At 63.4% G+C, this 15,880-nt stretch carries 12 protein-coding genes; 5 read left to right on the top strand and 7 right to left on the bottom strand.

The window, feature by feature from the left end:
• The first annotated feature begins 54 nt into the window (after window positions 1-54).
• On the top strand, window positions 55-2,580 hold the full coding sequence (locus AC3YOG_RS01025) for a ligase-associated DNA damage response DEXH box helicase (RefSeq protein WP_489933738.1): 2,526 nt from the start codon (window positions 55-57) through the stop codon (window positions 2,578-2,580).
• Between the two features lie 44 nt (window positions 2,581-2,624).
• Window positions 2,625-3,332 carry a ligase-associated DNA damage response endonuclease PdeM gene (gene pdeM / locus AC3YOG_RS01020; RefSeq protein ID WP_489933737.1) on the top strand — a complete coding sequence of 236 codons (708 nt, stop codon included), beginning with the start codon at window positions 2,625-2,627 and terminating at the stop codon, window positions 3,330-3,332.
• 1 nt (window position 3,333) lies between these two features.
• On the opposite strand, the gene AC3YOG_RS01015 is transcribed toward pdeM, so the two are convergent.
• The 3 genes from AC3YOG_RS01015 to AC3YOG_RS01005 form a co-directional block, all read right to left on the bottom strand.
• A complete protein-coding gene (locus AC3YOG_RS01015) occupies window positions 3,334-4,095 on the bottom strand; it encodes a TIGR02186 family protein (RefSeq protein WP_489933736.1) in 762 nt (253 codons plus the stop codon).
• A complete protein-coding gene (locus AC3YOG_RS01010; RefSeq protein WP_127752052.1) occupies window positions 4,092-5,018 on the bottom strand; it encodes a sulfite exporter TauE/SafE family protein in 927 nt (308 codons plus the stop codon). Before AC3YOG_RS01010 ends, AC3YOG_RS01015 begins: the two co-directional genes overlap by 4 nt.
• 141 nt (window positions 5,019-5,159) lie before the next feature.
• Entirely contained in the window at window positions 5,160-8,750 is a 3,591-nt protein-coding gene (locus AC3YOG_RS01005; RefSeq protein ID WP_489933735.1) for a peptidoglycan-binding protein, read from the bottom strand.
• 183 nt (window positions 8,751-8,933) lie between these two features.
• Here AC3YOG_RS01005 and AC3YOG_RS01000 point away from each other — a divergent pair, with 183 nt between their 5' ends.
• Entirely contained in the window at window positions 8,934-9,605 is a 672-nt protein-coding gene (locus AC3YOG_RS01000; RefSeq protein ID WP_127752054.1) for a response regulator, read from the top strand.
• A 7-nt stretch (window positions 9,606-9,612) separates the two neighbouring features.
• On the opposite strand, the gene AC3YOG_RS00995 is transcribed toward AC3YOG_RS01000, so the two are convergent.
• Window positions 9,613-11,235: an ATP-binding response regulator gene (locus AC3YOG_RS00995; protein ID WP_127752055.1), complete on the bottom strand. Its 1,623-nt coding sequence runs from the start codon at window positions 11,233-11,235 to the stop codon at window positions 9,613-9,615.
• A gap of 131 nt (window positions 11,236-11,366) precedes the next feature.
• Here AC3YOG_RS00995 and mscL point away from each other — a divergent pair, with 131 nt between their 5' ends.
• A complete protein-coding gene (mscL, locus tag AC3YOG_RS00990; RefSeq protein WP_489933734.1) occupies window positions 11,367-11,810 on the top strand; it encodes a large conductance mechanosensitive channel protein MscL in 444 nt (147 codons plus the stop codon).
• Between the two features lie 227 nt (window positions 11,811-12,037).
• The gene (locus AC3YOG_RS00985) at window positions 12,038-12,673 is read left to right on the top strand and encodes a response regulator transcription factor (RefSeq protein WP_127752056.1); all 636 of its coding nucleotides are present in this window, start codon (window positions 12,038-12,040) and stop codon (window positions 12,671-12,673) included.
• Between the two features lie 155 nt (window positions 12,674-12,828).
• On the opposite strand, the gene AC3YOG_RS00980 is transcribed toward AC3YOG_RS00985, so the two are convergent.
• From AC3YOG_RS00980 to hemA, 3 genes are all read right to left on the bottom strand, one after another.
• Window positions 12,829-13,389 (bottom strand): lipocalin family protein, encoded by a 561-nt coding sequence (locus tag AC3YOG_RS00980; RefSeq protein ID WP_489933733.1) that lies wholly within the window; start codon window positions 13,387-13,389, stop codon window positions 12,829-12,831.
• A 133-nt stretch (window positions 13,390-13,522) separates the two neighbouring features.
• A complete protein-coding gene (locus tag AC3YOG_RS00975; RefSeq protein WP_489890689.1) occupies window positions 13,523-14,263 on the bottom strand; it encodes an NADPH-dependent F420 reductase in 741 nt (246 codons plus the stop codon).
• A 147-nt stretch (window positions 14,264-14,410) separates the two neighbouring features.
• Complete coding sequence (hemA, locus tag AC3YOG_RS00970) at window positions 14,411-15,691, bottom strand: 5-aminolevulinate synthase (protein ID WP_127752059.1); 1,281 nt, start codon at window positions 15,689-15,691, stop codon at window positions 14,411-14,413.
• Window positions 15,692-15,880: the final 189 nt, after the last annotated feature.

Here is a 15,880-nt window from a genome sequence, read left to right as displayed (position 1 = left end):
TCGCCCCGCCACCATATAGGCTGTTTGCATCTTGCCCAAGACCTTGGCGCCTCTGTGACCGAACTCCACCCGCATCTGCCCCCCGTGATCACCGATTGGTTCGCCAGCAAAGGCTGGGCCCCGCGCGCCCATCAGCTGGCGGTGCTCGAGAGCTGGAATGCCAGTGCCTCGGCGCTGCTGATTGCGCCGACCGGGGCCGGCAAGACGCTGGCCGGTTTTCTCCCCACGCTTGCCGACCTGATTGCCGAGCCTCGCCCGGGCTTGCACACGCTCTATATTTCCCCGCTCAAGGCCCTCGCGGTGGACGTCGCTCGCAATCTGGAAACCCCGATTGCGGAAATGGGCCTGCCGATCAGGGTTGAGACCCGGACCGGCGACACGCCCGCGTCGCGCCGCGCCCGCCAGCGCACCAATCCGCCCCAAATCCTGCTCACCACCCCCGAACAGATCGCCCTGCTGCTCAGCCACCCTCAGGCCGAGCTGCTGTTTGGCTCGGTGCGTCGTATCGTGCTCGATGAGCTCCATGCCCTGGTCACCTCCAAGCGCGGCGAATTGCTGTCGCTGGCCATTGCCCGGCTGGCGCGGATGGCGCCGGATATGCGTATCACCGCACTCAGCGCAACGGTTGCGCGACCCGATCTCTTGCGCGACTGGATCGCCTTGCCACTCCCAGAAGCGCCTACGCATCTGCTGACGGCTGGCGGTGGCGCCCCGCCCGAGCTGGCGATCCTTCAGACCGAAGAACGGCTGCCCTGGGCCGGGCACTCAGCGGCCTATGCCCATCGTGAACTCTACGAGACCATCAAACAGCACCGCACTACGCTCCTTTTCGTTAATACCCGCTCCCAGGCCGAGGCCTTATTCCAAGGCCTCTGGGCGCAGAACGAGGACCTGCTGCCCATCGCCCTCCACCACGGCTCGCTTTCGGTCGAGCAGCGCCGCAAGGTGGAAGCGGCTATGTCTGCAGGTGTCCTTAAGGCCGTGGTCTGCACCTCGACGCTTGATCTCGGCATCGACTGGGGCGATGTGGATCTCGTCGTGCAGGTTGGCGCGCCCAAAGGCTCGTCGCGCATGCTCCAGCGCATCGGCCGCGCCAATCACCGGCTCGATGACCCGTCCAAGGCTCTGCTGGTCCCCTCCAACCGCTTTGAAGTGCTGGAATGCGAAGCGGCGGTGGAAGCTGTCTCGGAGAACCATCAGGATAGTGAGGACCCGACCTCGGGCGCCTATGATGTTCTCGCCCAGCACATCCTGGGCATGGCCTGTGCCGAGCCCTTCCACCCCGATGAGCTCTTTGCCGAGATTTGTCGCGCTTGGCCTTATCGCGATCTGGCGCGCTCTCAGTTCGATCGCATTCTCGACTTTGTCGCCACCGGCGGCTATGCGCTGCGCGCCTATGAGCGCTATGCCCGGTTGAAGCTCATGCCCGACGGGCGCTGGCGCATCGCCCATCCCCAGGTCGCCCAGCAATATCGGCTCAATATCGGCACCATTGTTGAAGAGCCCATGGTCAAGGTGCGTCTCGTGCGGGGCCGCGGCTTCAAGCGCGGCGCCACAACTGGCCCAATCGGCTATGGCGGCCGCGTGCTGGGGGAAATGGAGGAATACTTTTTTGGCACCCTGCTCCTCGGAGACACCTTCATGTTCGGCGGTGAAATCGTCGCCTTCGAGGGCATGAAGGACAACGAGGCCTATGTGAGCCGGGCCCAGTCCACCGATCCCAAGATCCCCTCCTATATGGGCGGCCGCTTTCCCCTCTCTACCTACCTCGCCGATCGGGTGCGCCGCTTGCTCGATGATCCCCATGAATGGTCCAAGCTCCCCGATCAGGTCAGCGACTGGCTGCGCCTGCAGGAGGAAGTCTCGGTGCTGCCCCGCTCGGATAGTCTCTTGGTTGAAACCTTCGCGCGCGGCAGCCAGAACTTCATGGTCTGCTACCCCTTTGAAGGCCGGCTCGCCCACCAGACCTTGGGCATGCTGCTGACGCGCCGGCTGGAACGCGCCCGTGCGCGACCGCTTGGTTTTGTCGCCTCCGAATATGCGCTGGCGATCTGGGGTCTCGGTGATCTCTCCGCGCTGATCCGCACCGATCGACTTTCGCTCGACGAACTCTTTGCCGAAGACATGCTGGGCGAAGACCTCGAGGATTGGCTCGATGAATCCGCTTTGATGAAGCGCACCTTCCGCAACTGCGCCATCATTGCCGGGCTGATCGAACGCCGCCATCCCGGCAAGGAGAAAACCGGGCGGCAGCTCACCATGTCCTCCGATCTCATCTATGACGTGCTTTACCAGCACGAGCCAGACCACATCCTGATCCAAGCCACCCGCCGCGATGCCGCCCGCGGCCTGCTCGATATCGAGCGCCTTGGTCAGATGCTGCGCCGCATCCGCCAGCACATCGTCCACAAGCCGCTCCATCGCGTTTCCCCGCTGGCCGTTCCAATTCTCCTCGATATCGGCCGTGAGCCGATTTATGGGGAAGGGCGCGAATCAGCTATGGCAGATGCCGCCGATGAGTTGATGCGCGAGGCCATGAGTGGCCCCGAAGGACAACAGCGCTCCGGCGAAGCAGTTTAATACAGACGGCCCGGAGAGTTGCGCTCCAAGGGCAAGGACAAGCTTTGAGCCAAGTCTTATCTACAGCCGAGATCACGGAGACCCCGGTCTTGCGCTTTGCCGGACACTTGTTTGAGCCGCTCCCTTCAGGCGCCCTTTATTGGCACGCCCAAAGGACGCTTTTGGTCGCTGACCTGCATCTGGAAAAACTCAGCTCCTATGCCCGCCATGGCCAGATGCTGCCGCCCTATGACACGGGGGTCACGCTCGCCAAGTTGGAACGGGACCTGCGCCGCACGGGCGCGATCCGCCTTATTGCCCTGGGCGACAGCTTTCACCGCGACGAAGGCTCGCGCACCCTCAACGACGGCGATCGTGCTCGGCTCGATGGCATGACCGACATGGCCGAATGGCTCTGGCTTTCCGGCAACCACGATCCCGCGCCCCACGCTCTGGGCGGTCGCTGCCTGCCCCATCTTGACCTTGCCGGCCTGCACCTGACGCACGAGCCACGTCGCGACCGGCCCGGCCTCATTGCCGGCCATCTCCACCCGGGCGCGCATCTGCACATGGCCGGCCGGACCACGCGTCGCCCGTGCTTTGTGCACGACAACCGGCTGCTGATCCTGCCCGCCTATGGCGCAGCTACGGGGTCGCTCAATATCCTCTCGCCCGCCTTTGTCGGCCTCTTCCATTGGCCAGCGCTCGAAGTCACCATGCTGGGCAAGGACCGGCTGTATCCGGTCAGTCCCAGGCGCTTGGTGCGCGGCTAAGCTAGCGCCGGAAGATCACCCCACCCGCCCAGCCGGTGAACAGAGCCAGCACGACGCAGATCAGCCCGTAAGCCAACGGATACTGCTTGGAGGTGATCGCCAGAAATCGCTCGAACCCGATCTTGCGCACGGCAAAGCCCTCGGATTTGCGTGCGATCACCTCGCCATTCTGGAACACATAAGTGAGCGCCAGGTAAGGTCCGGGCGGCGCATTGCTGGGCAGGGTCAGCCGCGCGGAATAGAAGTTCTCGGTCGGAAAGTTGATGGCGTTCTCATCCACCCCAAACAAGCCCTGCTCGGTCATCAGGCGCACCAGTTCGCGCCCGAACACCGCGGTTTTCCACCAGCCCGCATCATTGGGCGTGAGCGTATAGGCTTCGGGTAGGATCTTTTCGGCCGTCAGCGTCGTCAGATTGGTGATGTCGCGCAGCCGCCCGCTCGAAAGCACATGGAAGTAGCTGGGGAAGTTGGGAAACACCACCTGGTCGGTGTTGAGCCAGATCCCCAGATTATGCGTTTTCTGCCGCGCCACCCGGTTCTGGGTCGGCCCGACCACCACCACCACCACATGGAACGGCCCAGGCACCGTCAACTGGCTCGAGCCCACATCAGGCGCGATGGTGCCAAAAAACGTCATCCGCTCGCCCGAAAAGCTCGAGGTGATATCCACCGTATCGCTGGAGAGCTGGGACACCAGCCGCGCGCCCTGCGCCGGTACGGCGAGAAGCAAAGCGGCGACGAGCCAGAGCACCAGCCGGATCATTGCAGTGACCCAATCACGGCCATGCTGAACGGATCGGCCGGGGTCAGCACCAACGACAGGCCAAAGCGGATTGCGACAGCAAGCACCAAGAGCGCCAGCAGTCCGCGCAGCTGTTCGCCCCGCAACTGCTTGCCGGCCGAAGCGCCGAACTGCGCCCCCACCACGCCCCCCACCATCAGGCAGAAGGCGAGGAGAATATCGACGCTCTGGCTCTGCACGGCATGCAGCACCGTCGTCACCGACATCATCGCCACCACCTGCAACGAGGAGGTGCCGATCACCACATTGCCCGGCACCCGCAGCAGATAAACCAGCGCCGGAACCATGATAAAGCCGCCACCAATACCGAGCAGCGAGCCGACAAAGCCGATAAACAGTCCGATCACCAGCACCGGCAGCACGCTGATATAAAGGCGCGACTTCTTGAACCGCACGCGCCAGGGCAGGCCGTGCATCCAATTATGTTGGTTGGCCTGCCGCTCCCGCACCACCACGCCCGACCGCCGCCGCAGGATGGCCCGGCTCGATTCGATCAGCATCATGATCCCGATCGAGCCAAGCAGCACCAGAAAGCCCAGCGAGATCACGAGGTCCAGCTGCCCCGCCGCGCTCAAGAACGAGAACATCGCTACGCCCGCAAAGGCGCCGAGCACGCTCGACAAGATGAGATACATCGCCAGATGCAAATCGATCCCGCCCCGTCGATAATGACTGAGGGCTCCCGAGGTGGACGCGGCCACCACCTGGCCGGTTACCGAGGCTACGGCAACAGGCGCCGGCACGCCCGAAAAGATCAGGAGCGGGGTGAGGAGAAATCCGCCGCCCACGCCGAACATGCCCGACAGAAAGCCGACCGCCCCTCCGATCCCCACGAGAAAGAAGAGGTTCATGGAAAGTTCGGCGATCGGCAGATAAACCTGCAAGATCCAAATCCATCCAGGGCGGCCGCCCGCTGGCAGGCCTGCCAAAAAACGCGGCAGGGTCCCGGCAGTGTTTTGCACCCCCGGAACCCGCAATGCTTGATGGGCTTACGTGCCCATCCCGCTCGTGTCAAACGGCTCGGGTCAGGCCGGCTGGCTGCCCAGCACCGCGAGCAGCCGCGGATTGATGGCGCCGCTTTCGCTCATGCCCGTGCCGCGCTCGAAGGCCTTGATGGCTTCGGCTGTCTTGGGGCCAGCCATCCCGTCGGGCGTGCCCACATCAAAGCCGAGTTTCGCGAGGGCCTGCTGCACCTTGGCCACAACATCGGTCTTGGTGATGGTTTCGCCCGCTTCGAAGTTGGCCAGCCAGGTCCCGATCGGAGCATAGTTCGCCGCCAGATCGATGGGCTGGGCCCGCCAAGCCGCAATCTCGTCACCCACGGTCTGGACGGCGTCGGCCGTCAAAGACTTGGCCACGTCATCGCGCGCTTTGGTGGCATCCGCATCGCCACTGCGCGCCGCCAGCGAGAACCACTTGAACGACTGCTCGAGATTCTGCTCGACGCCCAGGCCACGGGCATAAAGCATGCCGAGGTTAAACTGGCTGTCGGTCATGCCCAGCATTGCGGCTTTTTCGAACCATTCGGCAGCTAGCTCGAACTGCTGCTCGCCCATTTGCCCGCCAGCATAAAGCGCCGCCAGATTGTGCATGGCCATGCGATTGCCGGCCTCGGCGCCGCGCTGATACCAGAGCTTGGCGACTTCGAGGTCCTTGTCGACCCCGTTGCCGGCCTCATAAAGATTGCCCAGCCGATACTGCGCGGGGCCAAAACCCTGCGCTGCCGAGCGCTCATACCAGATGGCAGCTTCGGCATAGTCCTGGGCAATTGCCTGGCCTTCGGTATAGATCGCAGCCACTTCGAATTGGGCCTTGGCATCGCCATCGGCAGCCGCCTGGCGCAACTCGATCGGACCGATCGCCTCGGGTGGCAAGCCAAAGCTCTGCACCGGCGCGCTGGTATCGGGAGTGCTTCCCGTCACCAGCCCGGCCGGCTCGCCTGCGGCAGGATCAAGCGGCAGGTAAGCCATGGCTGCCGCAACGGCGTCTTCGGTCAGGGCCTCGGGCAGGGCGGCAGCGTCGCTCGACTTGCTGAAGCTGGTCGTGGCCCCGGGGTTGATGGAGCCCGTGGCGGTGTCGTCGATCATGTCGATCACGCGCGGACCGGTGGAAACGTCGATCCCGTCCGCTGCGGGCGCAGGCTCGGCCGTAGGTGGAACTGCAGGCTCGGCCACGGGCTCTTCCGGAGTGCTTTGCACCATGGCCGCGGCGGCAGGCGGCGCTGCCTCTTCCATGCGCTGCATCACCAGGTTGAGCGCCAGCATCGATACGGCTGCCAGTGTGGCGGCCAGTAGAATGGGGCGGCGATGACGCAGCAGGAAGCTTTGCCGCGCCGGCTCGGCTTCGGAACCGTCCGCATCAAGATCAAGCACGGGCTCTGGTGCGGGATCCGCTGCAAGGCGCGTCTTGCGCTCCTTCTTGGGCTTTTCGCGCTTGATTGGCTTTTCGGCTACCGCAACCTCATCGGGTGCAGCTTTGGTGTCGGGCGCAAGTGCTGTTGCATCGGTAGCAGCGGGCCGGACGCGGGCAAGTGCCCGGCCAATCAGCGAGCCGCCAGCAGCAATGCCGGTGGGCTGTTCCACCTTGGCCCGCTGGGCGCGGCGAGCGGCCGCCACAAACGTGCTGGTGCTGCTCTGGCTGGGGGTCGCCTGCACCGACGGGGCTGCCGGTTGGGGCGCCGGAGGCGCTTCAAACGGATCCACCGTGTCGCTGCCAAAGCTCGACTGGGGCCGCGGTGGCGGCTCCACCGTGCTTGGGTCAAAGCTGGGGCGTGCATCAGCCATTGCCGCCGTGGCGCCAGGCTGGGGCGGGCGGCCGACTGGCCGGGTGATCGGGCCGAAATCCTTGAAGCCCGGATCAAGCAGTGGCGCTTCATCGGCCGGGTTTGCCGGCATGGAGTCGCCCTTGGATTGGGCAAGTGCGGTCAGCATGGCTTCAAGGCCCGCCATCTCGGCGGCAGCCTTGGTGGGCTTGCTGGCTTCTCGCGCCGGAGTGGCCGTGGCGTCGGTCTGGGCCGCTTCCCGCTCCCGCAACGTGGCTTCAAGCCGCGCCAAGCGTTCGGCCGTGTCCTTGCCGGCGGTGTTGAACAAGGCCGTCATGCGCCCTTCAAGGGCCGAAAGATTCTCCTCGCTCAGGCCCGGGGCGGCTGTTGGGGCAACGCCGGCCACAGCCTGCGAGGTCTTTTCTGCGACCAGATTGGCGAGGGCTTCGATATCGGGTTCGCGTCCAGCCCGCTTGATCAGGCCCCCGATACGGTCCTCAATGCTCTTGAGGCTCTCAGGGCCGAACATGGCCACAGGTGCCGGAGCCTTGCGGGTCACCGCATCGCTGGTGCGCTCAGCAACCAGGTTCGCCAGCGCCTCCAGATCGGGCGCATCGGCTTCCTTGGCCGAGTAAAGGCTCGCCAGGCTATTGAGCTGGGCGCCGGTCTCGTCCATGCGCTCCATCAACAGCTTGAGCTGGTTCTCGACCTGCGAATTGTCCGGCACCGGGGCGGGGTTGGCAGCAAGGTCCGTCAGCACTTCGAGCTGGCTCTCGATGCGCGAGAACCGTGGCTCCATGCCGGCAATCACCGCCTGGCGCAGCGTCGAGATATCATCCTTGAGCCCATCGATATCGTCGTTGCGCGCATCAAACGCCCCAATCCGGGCCGCAAGGGCATCAACCTTGGCGACGAGCTTGCCGGGCTGAGCTTCCCGCTCCTTGATTGCCTTGGTGAAGGCGGCCATTTCGGCGGTCAGCCGTTCAAAGTCGCCCGATCCCAGCGCCACGTTCTTTTCGATCGCGTCGATGCGGTCATAAACATTGCGGACGCTGTTTTCGATCGCGTCCATCGTGGGCGCCAGCGCTTCGACGCCGGCGGGACGGGGTTGCTGCGCGCGTCGATCCTCGCGCACAATTTCCCGCTCCATCTGCTCGGCCTGCAACTGGGCAAGCTTGCCCACCGTCGCGGACACATCGTCGAGCCTGGTGTTGATGGCGGAAAGATCAACCTGGGGCGCTTCCCCGATCAGGCGCGCCAGGCTCCCGATCTGGGCTTCGAGCCGCTTGACCTGCCCGGTTTCCCCGACGGCGCCAGCCAGCAGTTCCACTACATGGGTGAGTTGTTCGACCTGGCTGGCAACTTCGCGCACATTGCCATGGCCGTCGCGCTGCGCTTTGAGTTCGCCTTCCAGCCGCGCCAGCCGGTTTGATAGACCGCCCACCAGCCCGCTCAGTTCGCGGAATTCAGGCATGTCATTGGCTTGGCGACGCAGGGCTGCTGCGGGCGCCGACATCTGCCGGCCGCGAATCTCGGCGATAGCCAGCGTCAGCGCATCGGTAGCCTCGGCGGCCTGGTCGTCCTCACGATCGGTGAAGCGATCAACAGCCCGCTTGACGGTCTTGAGCGCCTCGCTGCGGCGGATCGCCGGCTGAGGTACTTCCACCTGGCCACGCAGGCTCCGTACGCGTTCGGCCAATCCGTCGAGGGCGGGATCGGCCTGCTCTGCTTGCACATAGCGGCCTTCCACCTGATCGAGCAGGGCCACCAGTTCTCCGCGCAGCGCCTGCCACTCGCCCGGTTTGGATGGCGATGCTGTCTCGGCCGGTACGGATTTGGAAGAGGCGCGGGCCATTGGTGTCCCCTGATGGGTGTCGGCGGAGCCCTCGCGATGCAACACGAAGGTAGGGACCCTCATTTGCCGAAAACATGGTAAACATCCCGTTAAGCATTGTTGCATTTTGCCGATGCCGGCGAGCTCTGGTGCGGCTAAGTGCCGGTGAGTGCTTGCCGGCAAGCTCCAGGAGGACCACCATTCATGACGCGCCGCCGCATCATCATTGTTGATGACCACCCGCTGTTTCGCGCCGCATTGCGGCAGACGCTGTCCGGGGGAGATGCCACGGTCAGCGTCGAGGAAGCGGGTGACCTTGCCAGCCTCAGCGCCGCGCTCGATGCCGATCGGGATTGCGACCTCGTGCTTCTTGACCTCAACATGCCCGGTGTTCGCGGTTTTTCCGGCCTGCTGCTGTTGCGGGCGCAATATCCCGAGATTCCCGTGATGATCATTTCCGCCGTGGAAGACGCGGTGGTCGTGCGCCGCGCCTTTGAGCTGGGGGCCGCGGGCTATCTGCACAAGTCGGTGGGCCCCACGGAAATCCGCCGCGCCATCGAAACCGTCTTGTCGGGCGAAGTGTTCGTGCCGGAAGGGGTAAGCCTTGGAGTGGAGGACGCCAACTCCGCCCTGATGCGGCGCCTCGCGACCCTCACACCCCAGCAGGTGCGCGTGTTGATGATGCTCAGCGACGGGCTGATGAACAAGCAGATCGCCTATGAACTCTCCATTTCCGAAGCCACGGTGAAGGCCCATGTTTCGGCCATCCTGCAAAAGCTGGACGTGGACAGCCGCACCCAGGCGGTGATCGCCGCTTCGCGGATCGAGGACGGCCAGTTCGAAGCCTTGTTCGCCACCGGCGCAGAAAAGGCCTAAGCAGCGCTCAGCCGGTGCGTTTGACCGGCCGGCCGGTCTGGCTGGCCAGCCCCGTGATCGCCGCCCGCAAGGCCGCGGGCTTGACCGGCTTGGTAACCACGGCCACCCCGCGCTCCTCGGCCAGCGTGCGCACTGCCGGGCTCCGGTCGGCAGTTACCAGCGCCGCCGGCAGGTGCCCGCCCAGATTGTGGCGCAGCCACTCGATGGCATCGAGCCCCGAAGTCTGGTCCAGATGGTAATCCATCAGCACCAGGTCGGGATACCAGCCTTCCAGCAGCCGCTCCCGGTCGATCTGCTTGAGTGACAAGGCCGAGCGCACATCGCAGCCCCAATGGGTGAGCAGGCCCTCCATTGCCTCAAGGATCGAGCGCTCATTGTCGACGCATAGCACTTTGAGGTTGAGCACGCCAAAGGCGGGTTCCGCCGGCGCCAGGTCATTGCCCTTGGCCGGCGTAACTGCCCTTGCCGTGGGCAAAAACAGCGAAAAGCGCGAGCCGCGCCCGATCTGGCTATCCAGCTCCAGCGTCAAGCCCATGGCCGCCACCAGCCTCTGCACGATTGATAATCCCAGCCCCAACCCCTGCGCCATGCGCGCGCCGCGTTCCAGCCGCGAGAACTCGGCAAACACCAGCCGGTGCTGATCCCGGGCAAAGCCGATCCCGGTATCCACCACATCGAGCCGCATTCTTTGCCCCCGCCGCCGCAGCCCCACGAGCACCTTGCCCCCAGGCGGGGTATATTTGATCGCGTTGGAAACGAGGTTCTGCACAATGCGCCCCACCAGCGTGCGATCCACCAGCACCGCGCTCTTGGTGGGCAGGATACGCAGCGAAATCGAGCGCTCCCGCGCCATCGGCCCGAACTCGACCTCGAGCCGCTTGAGCAAATCATTGCCGTTCACCGGCATGGGCGCTGGCCGCAGCACGCCGCTATCGATCCGCGAAATATCGAGCAGCGCCCCCATGATGTCTTCCACCGCTGTCAGCGATGCCTCGATCGAGTTGGCGAGATCGGCCAGCCCAGTCAGCTTGGCGCGCTCCATCAGCGTGGCGGTATAAAGCCGCGCCGCATTGAGCGGCTGCAACAGATCGTGGCTCGCGGCGGCCAGGAACCGCGTCTTGTCGTGATTGGCCGCATCTGCTTTGGCGCGGGCAATTTCGAGTTCGGCATTGACCCGCGTCAGCGCCGCCGTGCGCTCCTCCACGCGCGCTTCCAGCGATTGGTTCATGCGCTCGAGCGAACCTTCGGTGTCCTCGCGCGCCGTCACATCGGCCACGCTGATCACGAGGCCTCCATCGGGCAGCCGGCTCGACTGGAATTCCAGCATCTGCCCGCCGATCCCGGTGCGCTGGCTCACTGTCGTGGGTGCTGCCGTCAACGCATTGATGCGCTCGATGGCAAGGCGCGCGGCGTCCCCCGGCCCGAAATCCCCCCGATCACCCTGCCAGATCGCGAGGTCGAACAATGGCGTGCCCGGTCGCATCAACTCCTCGGGCAGCATCAAAAGCGTGCTGTAGCGCTGGTTGGAAAACACCAGCCGCAACGCATTGTTGAACACCGCAATGCCCTGGGGCACGAAATCCAGCGCCTGTCTGAGGCTCGCTTCAGCGGTGAAAAGGCTCGATTGCATCTGAAAATCCTGGTGACCGGCTGGACTATCGACCTCTGCGGTCTGCCTCGCAAGCTCAACTCTTGGGCCATTGCTTTGCCCGGCTGCTTGGAGGATGAATGATGCACTCGATCAGCCAAGAGGATACTCAAATGCTCAAGGAATTTCGCGACTTCGCCATGCGGGGTAATATGATCGATCTCGCCGTCGGTGTGATCATCGGCGCCGCTTTCGGGGCCATTGTCTCGTCTATAGTTGACGATATCTTTATGCCGATCATCGGATTGTTGATCGGCGGCATCGATTTCTCCAATTTGTTTATTGTTCTTTCCAATCCCGACGGCGTTCCTGTTCCCTCAATTGAAGCTGCCCGCGCCGCTGGAGTTGCAACCCTCAATATCGGCCTCTTCATCAATGCCGTGGTCAAGTTCCTCATCATCGCTTTCGCGCTGTTTCTCGTGGTCAAGGTGATCAACCGCCTCAAGCGTGAGGAGGCTACCGACCCCGGCCCGGCCGAGCCGACGCGGCAAGAAGTTCTGCTCACCGAAATCCGGGACGCCCTTCGGCAAAGCCCGGTCCAGCCCATGGGAAAATAGGAATAAAAACCATTGACTCGACCTCACCTAGGCCGATAAACCTATATCGGCCTAGGTAGTTCTTCCTACGTGTTCCCCTTATCGGACTGCATCTACACTTAGTTCAAATTACCCGGGTGATGACCGAGCAGCATCTTCAGTCAAGGCCAAAGTTCAGGCTAAGATTAAGTCGCCCTCGTGTCGGAGAGCATCGATCGTGCGACGCAGCCTATCAAGGACGAGGCAGGATGAGCGAACACCCTTATTACCATTCCTTTTTGAACCGTGACCGACTGATCCATATTGTTGATGCCGACCCGGCCGTGTGCGAAGCACTGAGCGTGCTGTTCCGGCTGGAAGGTTTTCAAACAACTTTCTCGCTGGACGCCGCCCATTTCGCCGCCGCCATGGAGCGCCGGCGTCCCGATGCCGTGGTGCTCAATTTCGAACTCGGCGACCAAAGCGGCCTGGGCCTGCTGCAGCGCATCAAGGCGGCACGCCACAGCACGCCGGTGTTCATGCTCGCCCAAACCTCGCAGGTCGATGCCATTGTCACGGCAATGAAGCTTGGCGCCTCCGATGTGGTCACCAAGCCCATCAACAGCGATTATCTGCTTAGTGCCGTGCGGGCGGCCATGCGCCACGAAGCTCATCTTGGCGGCGGCCAGCAGTCGGGCCGCCCGGTGGAAGTGCGCGGCTTTTCCCAGCTGACGCCGCGCGAGCGCGAAGTGCTGCAGCTGATTTCCAATGGCCGCTCCAACAAGGAAGCCGGCCGCCAGCTCGGAATTTCGCCGCGCACCATCGAAGTGCATCGCGCCCGGGTGATGGAAAAGTTGGGCGCCCGCAACACGGCCGACCTCATGCGCATCGTGCTCACGAGCTGAGCGAGCAATTTTGCTTAAGCCGGAGCGTGACATCCCGCTCCAGCCCCGCGGTGTGGAGCGGACCACAGTCCGCCTCGTGGGACATCCGGTCCCCCGCCGGGCCATGGTGAGCGAACCCACCACCGATGCGGGTTTTCAATGCCCCGGGGGCGAACTTATTCGGCTGCCGGATCATAGCTTTGTGGTGGCTGAGCGGTATCCGAAAGCTGCGCGAGGTCTACGCCGACCTCGCTTAGGGCTGCCTCGGCTTCCTTGCGCTCTTTCGCACTCAATTCGGGCTCGCGCGCCAGGATCCAGCCGGTATTGCCCTCTGGCGAATAAACGGCCGCCCAGGGATATTGCCCGCCTTCTTCCTCCCCAACTGCCGCCACGACATAGTTGACGCCTGGAGCGCCGCTGTCTTCGCCAAACTCCACCGAGAACGTGTTGAAGTTGCCATTGACCACTTCAGCCGTACCAACCACGCCCTGCTCATCGCCTGAAGCACGATCGCAGCGGTTGATTACCTCCACGCTGGTTTCATCAAGCAGATTGTAGGTGGCCGTCACCCCGCCCTCGCAGTCCTCCTGATAGGGCGTGGGCGTGCGCGCAATCTCGTACCAAACGCCGGTATAAGACTGCGGGTTGATTTCCAGCGCTGTTGTGGTGCCAGCTTCCTGGGTCGTGGCAGGAGCCGCTGCGATCAATGCTGCAACAAGGGCAAAGGGCAAGCGCATATCGTTCTCCATTTCTGCTGTTGCGGGGTCAACAGCAATGGAGAGCCGGGGTTCCGGTCCTGGCTCATTCGTGAGGGCACCAGCGCCATCAGCCTTTGCCACAATGGGGACCAGGCCTTCGTTGCGGCCCTGATCATGGAGCGTTGGCCTCCCGGTTGGCCGCAATGACTTGCGCATGGGTGGGGTTGGCGCCCAGCTTGGCAAATTGTTCCGGCAGCCGGTCGCGCTTGGCCGTTGCGGCACCCTTTTTGGCGGCCGCCAATGCGCGGATGGTCTCTTCTGCATTCCAGTCACAGCAATAAGCAGGGGTGGACGGCTGCTGCCGCCAGCTATCGTCAAGTGAGCCGGCATCGACCGGATCAAAGCCCACTTCGTCCACAATGCTCATGGCGATGCGCTTTTGGGCATCGTCGTCGCCGGCCACGGCTATCGCCAGCCTGTCGGGTGCCCCCCGTGGCCGACCCAGATCTTTCAATGAATCCGCCAGGATGTTGTTGAACGCCTTGATCACCGGCCGCCCAAGCTGTTGGGAAACCCAAACGCTTTCCGTCATGCCGTTGTCGATCGCCGCAATGTGAGGGTCACGCATGTCAGGATAGTAGTTGCCGGTGTCGATCACCGGCACCGAGGCAGGCACGCCCGCAATCTCTGCGGCAAGCTTGGTTACGGCAGGAAAGGGGACCGAAAGGATCACCACCTCAGCGTCGGCAACAGCCCCAGCTGCATCGGCGGCAATGGCGCCAATCTCGTCGGCGAATGCCTTCACCGCGTCCGCACCTTTTGAGTTTGCCACCCGAACCTCGTGGCCATTTTGGGCAAGCTTGCGCGCCAGCGTGCTGCCGATATGGCCAATACCGATAATGCCGATTTTCATGATGGGTGCTCCAGCTCGAGGCCCCCTCACTTGGGGAGCGCTGCCGGCTGTCACAAGGACCCGCCTTGTAGTCGGCTTTAAACGACAATGCCCCGGCGCGGTCGCCGGGGCACGTTATCAAAGATTGCCTGGATACGCTTGGGCCCCTTAGCCGCCGCTGGTCGGCAGCGTTAGATTGCCCGAGGTCAGCTTGCTCGCCGTGATGGCGGCATCGGCCGGCTCGCGCGGTAGCTCGAGGCTCGTCCAGACGCTGACCAGCGCGTGGCGCAGTGCAAAGATCATCTCGTCGGTATGGAGCGGGGTCGGGGTGATCCGCAGCCGCTCGGTCCCTTTGGGGACGGTGGGGTAGTTGATGGGCTGGATATAGATATTATGTTTGTCGAGCAGCATGTCGCTGGCCGCCTTGCACTGGCGTGCATCGCCCACCATCACCGGCACGATATGGGTTTCGGTTTCCATCACCGGCAGGCCCGCATCGCTGAGCATTGCCTTGAGCAGCCGCGCCTGGCGCTGCTGCATGGCGCGCTCGGTCTGGGACGCCTTTAGGTGTTCGATCGAGGCCCGCGCTGCGGCACAAAGGGCTGGGGGCAGGGCGGTGGTGAAGATGAATTCGGGTGCATAGGAGCGCACCGCATCGATGATCGACTTGTTGGCGGCGATATAGCCGCCCATCACGCCAAAGCCCTTGGCCAGGGTGCCCTCGATGATGTCGATCCGATCCATGAGCCCGTCGCGCTCGGCGATGCCGCCGCCGCGCGCGCCATACATGCCGACGGCATGCACTTCGTCGATATAGGTCAGCGCGCCGAATTCCTCGGCCAGGTCGCAGATCGCCTCGATGGGCGCGATGTCGCCATCCATCGAATAAACCGACTCAAAGCAGATGAGCTTGGGGCGCTTGCGGTCGGTCGCGGCCAGCAATTCGCGCAAGTGAGCGACATCATTGTGCCGGAAGATATGCTTTTGCATCCCTGATTGGCGCACGCCCTGGATCATCGAGGCATGGTTGAGCTGGTCCGAAAAAATCACGCAGTCCGGCAAGAGGCGCGCAATGGTCGAAATCGCCGCTTCGTTGGACACAAAGCCCGAGGTAAAGACCAGCGCGCCTTCCTTGCGATGCAGGTCGGCGAGCGAACGCTCAAGCTCAACCAGCGGCCGGTTGGTGCCCGAAATATTGCGCGTACCGCCCGCGCCGACGCCCAGCCGGCCGGCCGTTTCCTGCATGGCGCCGATCACGGCCTCATGCTGGCCCATCCCCAGATAGTCGTTGGAGCACCAGATGGTAATTTCGCGGGCGTTGTCGGCTTCATCGCGAAAGATCGCCTTGGGAAAGCGCCCGGCAATCCGCTCGAGATCGGCAAACACTCGGTAGCGCTTTTCCGCTCGCAACGAGTCCACCGCATCTTCGAAGATTCCGCGATAGTCCATCCCACTGTCCTTCTGCATTATGCCGGCAGGCCGATCCGCTGCTGCCCGATAGATTTAGGAGCACGCCGCGACCATGGGTATGAGCCAATTCGACGCGCACCCGACCGCTAACTCGTTCCAACGCCACGAGTCCGGGTGCCAAGATAAGACCTATTCTAAACTAAGCGCGGTCCATCTGCCAATGCGCCA

The sequence above is a fragment of the Devosia sp. Z6_126 genome (assembly GCF_058133495.1).
This window is presented reverse-complemented; position numbering and strand designations above follow the sequence as displayed.

What these genes read in the sequence shown, in the direction of transcription:
- AC3YOG_RS01015 (WP_489933736.1), bottom strand. Translation starts at nt 4,095, where the DNA reads ATGATCCGGCTGGTGCTCTGGCTCGTCGCCGCTTTGCTTCTCGCCGTA.
- AC3YOG_RS01005 (WP_489933735.1), bottom strand. Translation starts at nt 8,750, where the DNA reads ATGGCCCGCGCCTCTTCCAAATCCGTACCGGCCGAGACAGCATCGCCA.
- AC3YOG_RS01000 (WP_127752054.1), top strand. Translation starts at nt 8,934, where the DNA reads ATGACGCGCCGCCGCATCATCATTGTTGATGACCACCCGCTGTTTCGC.
- AC3YOG_RS00995 (WP_127752055.1), bottom strand. Translation starts at nt 11,235, where the DNA reads ATGCAATCGAGCCTTTTCACCGCTGAAGCGAGCCTCAGACAGGCGCTG.
- mscL (WP_489933734.1), top strand. Translation starts at nt 11,367, where the DNA reads ATGCTCAAGGAATTTCGCGACTTCGCCATGCGGGGTAATATGATCGAT.
- AC3YOG_RS00985 (WP_127752056.1), top strand. Translation starts at nt 12,038, where the DNA reads ATGAGCGAACACCCTTATTACCATTCCTTTTTGAACCGTGACCGACTG.
- AC3YOG_RS00980 (WP_489933733.1), bottom strand. Translation starts at nt 13,389, where the DNA reads ATGCGCTTGCCCTTTGCCCTTGTTGCAGCATTGATCGCAGCGGCTCCT.
- AC3YOG_RS00975 (WP_489890689.1), bottom strand. Translation starts at nt 14,263, where the DNA reads ATGAAAATCGGCATTATCGGTATTGGCCATATCGGCAGCACGCTGGCG.
- hemA (WP_127752059.1), bottom strand. Translation starts at nt 15,691, where the DNA reads ATGGACTATCGCGGAATCTTCGAAGATGCGGTGGACTCGTTGCGAGCG.